The following is a 3,465-nucleotide window of genomic DNA, read 5'->3' as shown; positions in this document are numbered from 1 at the left end:
GGCCAATGGAGCGGCGTCACCATCGAGGTCGCCGGGACCCCGGGGGCCGACCGGATGGAGGTCAGCGTCACCGTCGAGTGAGGCGTCGAGAGAGCCGTCGAACGAGCCACCCGCTCCGCTCCGGGCGCATCCGAACGACCGTGGGCCGCCCCGGAGCGGACCGGGGCGACCGCCGCCCCGCCCGCCGCTCCGGGCCGCGGCCCCGCCGGTGGCTCCGGCGGAGCCGCTCCGGTACGGACCGAGAGGCCGGCCCCGGGCAGCGGCGGCGGTCCCGTCCCCCTGATCCGTCCCACGTCCGGGACGGATCAGGGGGACGGGTCTTCGCCGAGGTCGGGGTCGGGGGCGGGCGCAGCCGGGAGGACAAGGGTGGCGACGGCGCCGCCGGTGGGGTGGTTGGTGAAGGTCAGGGTGGCGCCGATGACGCGGGTGTGGCCCTGGGCGATGGTGAGGCCGAGGCCGTGGCCGCGGCCGCGTTCGCGGACGCTGGTGCGGAAGCGCTGGGGGCCGTCGCGGAGGAGTTCGGGGCCGAACCTACGGACAGTCTCGATCGGCCCCACCCTCCGCCGATCGGCCGTATTTCCGCCATCACCGAGGGTGCACCGGCCACGACGGCACGACCGAAACCACCGCAGCCGCAGGATAGCCCGTCAGCTCCACAGCGCGCTGCGCCGGCCCGGGCTACACGGAGTGCCTCGGCCTTCGCGAAGGCCGAGGCACCTCCCCGATGATGCCGGTCATCAGCACAGTCACGAGACACTGACGCCGAGACTTGAGGCGACTTCGACGTTACCGAGGTGTGGAGAACTGGATATATCCGCCAACGAGCCCAGAGTTGACGCTTGTGCAGTATGCGTAGCTCCAGCCGTCGAACCAAAAGTACTTCCAGGGACCGTAAACGTTCTGCCCATTCTTACAGTAAGCGACAGCCTGGAAGAATTGACTGTCACCCTCATAGGCACAGTAAGCCCCGAAAGTATTGTTGTCCTGCCATGTCGTGCAACCGCCACCGCCCGCCGAGGCGGGGGAAGCACTGACCACGCCAAGAGCAAGCGTGGTTGCAGCAACAGCGGAAACAGTCAGAGTGCGAATTTTCTTCAAGCCAACCTCCCAGTAGGTGCAATAAATCCTGATTGAACCTTGCTGCAAGCTCGACGCCGAACCTACAGCATTCTCCAGAGAGGCGCAGGACAAATTAGCGAAGCTAAACTGCCACATCCGCAACTGAGTTGACGATCAGTCACCACCTCGTCAAGGGTTGCCCGTGATCGACAGGGAAGCCACCCCAGCTACCGAAACACCCCCTATTGAGGGTAAGGGCCCAACCTTCCGTATGACAACAGGTCTTATGAATGGGAGGGTTGGGCGGTGACGAGGTTGGTCCAGTGGCGGATGGGGTTGTCAGTGGCGGCGGGTTGCCGGTGGTGCAGGAGTGGCACGCGGCGGTAGAGCCAAGAACTCGCGGACTTCGGCATGGCGCCCTCCGGCACTTGGGCGGCGCGGCAATCAGTCGGCCTACGTCTCCGGGAGGACGAGGGTGGCGACGGCGCCGCCGGTGGGGTGGTTGGTGAAGGTCAGGGTGGCGCCGATGACGCGGGTGTGGCCCTGGGCGATGGTGAGGCCGAGGCCGTGGCCGCGGCCGCGTTCGCGGACGCTGGTGCGGAAGCGCTGGGGGCCGTCGCGGAGGAGTTCGTCGGGGAAGCCGGGGCCGTGGTCGCGGACGGTGAGCCGGTGGCCGTCGACGTGCAGGTGGATCGGGCCGCCGCCGTGGCGGTCGGCGTTGAGGAGGAGGTTGCCGAGGATGCGGTCGAGGCGGCGCAGGTCGGTGCGGACGGAGGCGTCGGCGCGGACCTCGACGTCGACGTCCAGGCCGGTCAGCGTGACCGTGCGGCGGACCGCACGGTCCAGTGGCACGGCCGCGAGGTCGGGCGTCTCGACGTCGGCGTCCAGCCGGGAGACCTCCAGGAGGTCCTCGACCAGGGCGCGCAGGGCCTGCACCCGGTTCTGCACCAGTTGGGTGGGCCGCCCCGGCGGCAGCAGTTCGGCCGCCGTGACCAGACCGGTCAGCGGGGTGCGCAGCTCGTGCGCGACGTCCGCGGTGAACCGCTGCTCGTCCTCCAGCCGCCGGTGCAGCTCCCGCGACATGAGGTCCACCGCCGCCGCGAGGTCGGCCACCTCGTCCCGCCCGTCGACGAGTTCGCCGATCCGGGTGTCGGTGCGGCCGGCGGCGATCCCCCGGGCGGCGGTCGCCGCCGTCCGCAGCCGGCGGCTGATCCGGTCCGCGACCAGCACCCCCGCCAGCACCGTGATGAAGACGGAGGCGACGACGGCGAGCAGGATGATCCGGTCCAGGTCGGCGATGGCCTGCCGGTCCTGGGCGAAGTCGACCCGGACGGACAGCACCTCGCCGCCGCTCCGGACCGGGACCGCCGCCCACACCGACTCGCCCCCGGGCCCCTGGGCCAGCAGCGACCCGCGCCGCCCCTCGGCGGCCAGGGCGCGCAGCCGGGCCGGCAGCTCCGGGGCGTCCAGGGCGGCCTGTCGGCGGCCATCGCCGGTGAGTTCCTCGTTGCGCTCGTAGGAGCCGAGCGCCGCGTCCAGGGCGGTGACGGCGGAGTCCCGGGCCTGGTCGACGTGCTGGCGGACCATCGCCTGGTGCACCAGCAGCCCGACCGCCACCGCGACCAGGACGGAGATGGCGGCGACGGCGGTGGCGATCTGGCGGCGCAGGGTCATTCGCCCCGCCTGAGCTTGTAGCCGAAGCCGCGGACGGTCTCGATCCGCCCGCCGCCGATCTTGGCGCGCAGCCGCTGGACGTGGACGTCGACCACGCGGGTGTCGGCGCCCCACTCGTAGTCCCAGACGCGTTCCAGCAGGACGGCGCGCTCCAGCACGATGCCGGGGGCGGCGGTGAACTCCAGCAGGAGGCGCAGTTCGGTCGGGGTGAGCGGGACGAGGGCGCCGTGCACCCGGACCTCCATGGAGTCGGTGTCGACCTCCAGGCCGTCGAAGCTGCGGACGGGGGTGCGGGGGGCGGGGGCGACCGGGCGGGGGCGACCGGAGGGACCGGGTCGGCGGGCGCGGGTCCGGGGGCAGGAAGCTCGGCGGGCGGCGTGGGAACGGGCGCGGGCTCCGGCTCGGCCGGGACCACGCGGACGCGGCGGAGCACCGTGCGGATCCGGGCGACCAGCACGGCGCTCTCGAACGGCTTGACCACGTAGTCGTCCGCGCCCGCCTCCAGCCCGGACACCACGTCCACCGGGTCGGTGCGGGCCGACATCATCAGGATCGGCAGCTGGCTCTCCTCCCGGATCCGCCGGCACAGCCCGACCCCGTCGAGCAGCGGCAGCATCACGTCCAGCAGGACCAGGTCGGGCCGGACGGCGTGGAACATCTCCAGCCCCTCCAGGCCGTCGGCGGCCGTGGCGACCGGGAACCCGTAGCGTTCCAGGGCCATCCTGGTCGCCT

The 3,465-nt window shown here is 71.8% G+C and carries 1 protein-coding gene and 2 pseudogenes; all 3 read right to left on the bottom strand.

Annotated elements, in window-relative coordinates; all coding sequences use genetic code 11:
• Positions 1-305 precede the first annotated feature (305 nt).
• Positions 306-521, bottom strand: a pseudogene (locus tag VR45_RS36970) (ATP-binding protein); the annotation flags it as partial.
• 991 nt (positions 522-1,512) lie between these two features.
• On the bottom strand, positions 1,513-2,733 hold the full coding sequence (locus VR45_RS36965) for a HAMP domain-containing sensor histidine kinase (protein ID WP_045944316.1): 1,221 nt from the start codon (positions 2,731-2,733) through the stop codon (positions 1,513-1,515).
• Positions 2,730-3,465 (bottom strand): annotated as a pseudogene (locus VR45_RS49560) (response regulator transcription factor); the annotation flags it as partial. The gene VR45_RS36965 and the pseudogene VR45_RS49560, both read right to left, overlap by 4 nt.

The sequence above is a fragment of the Streptomyces sp. NRRL S-495 genome, assembly GCF_000966955.1.
Lineage (GTDB): Bacteria > Actinomycetota > Actinomycetes > Streptomycetales > Streptomycetaceae > Kitasatospora > Kitasatospora purpeofusca.
The sequence above is the reverse complement of the archived record's forward strand: the minus strand, read 5'-3'. Positions and strand labels throughout refer to the sequence as shown.